This window comes from Streptomyces sp. NPDC048255 (genome assembly GCF_040652415.1).
Taxonomy (GTDB): domain Bacteria; phylum Actinomycetota; class Actinomycetes; order Streptomycetales; family Streptomycetaceae; genus Streptomyces.
Map to the genome: position 1 here is coordinate 1 of NZ_JBEZMA010000161.1, position 1,034 is coordinate 1,034.

1 protein-coding gene is annotated in these 1,034 nt (G+C 70.1%); it reads left to right on the top strand.

Annotated features, from left to right (window positions below; translation table 11 throughout):
* A partial coding sequence (locus AB0D94_RS37945) for a condensation domain-containing protein (protein ID WP_362062579.1) occupies positions 1-1,034 on the top strand: 1,034 nt, incomplete at both ends.

Here is a 1,034-nt window from a genome sequence, read left to right on the forward strand (position 1 = left end):
GTTACCTGGAAGCCCAGGCGGGCGCCTCGCCGACGCTGCCGCCGATCGTGCGGCGCGAGCGCGGGAGCGACGCGCCGCTGTCCTACGGGCAGCAGCAGCTGATGCTGGTCGACCGCCTCGGCGGCGGCAGCCGTCAGTTCAACATCCAGGGCGTGTTCCGCGCGCACGGCGCGCTCGACATCGACGCGCTGCGCAAGGCGGTGGCGCGCATCGTCGAGCGCCATGAGGTGCTGCGCACCAACATCGTCGAACTCGACGGCGCGTTCTTCCAGTTCGTCAACGCCCAGTGCGAGCCGCCGTTCGCCTTCCTCGACCTGTCCGCGCAGCCGCCCGCGCAGCGCGACAGCGCGCTGGCGCAGTGGGTGCGCGAGGACGCGCAGGCGCCGTTCGACCTGGAGCAGGGGCTGATGCTGCGCCTGCAGGTGGCGAAGCTGGCCGAGGACGAGCACGCGATCGTGATGTGCATGCACCACATCGCCTCCGACGGCTGGTCGCTGGGCGCGTTCGTCAAGGAACTCAAGACCTTCTACGCGCAGGCGCTGGCCGGCCGCGACGAGGCGCCGCAGGCGCTGGCGATCCAGTACGCCGATTACGCCGGATGGCAGCGCGAGCTGCTGCAAGGGCCGGCCAAGGCGCGCGCGGTCGAGTTCTGGAAGGACTACCTCAAGGACATCCCCGAGATTCACTCGCTGCCGCTCGATCATGCCCGTCTGGCCGAGCCGGACGTGGCCGCGGTCCGGGTCGAGCAGCGCATCGATGGCGCCCGCCTGGGCCGGCTCAAGAGCGTGGCCGGCGCCCGCGGCGCGACCTTGTTCATGCTGCTGCAGACCGCGTTCTCGCTGCTGCTGCACCGCTTCAGCCACGAACGCGACATCGTCGTCGGCACGCCGATGTCCGGCCGCATCGACGCCGCGCTCGAGCCGCTGATCGGCTTGTTCATCAACACCGTGGTGTTGCGCAACCGCTTCGACCCGCAACGCAGCTTCGCCGAGCACCTGCGCGCGAACAAGGACCAAAACCTGTCGGTCCACGAG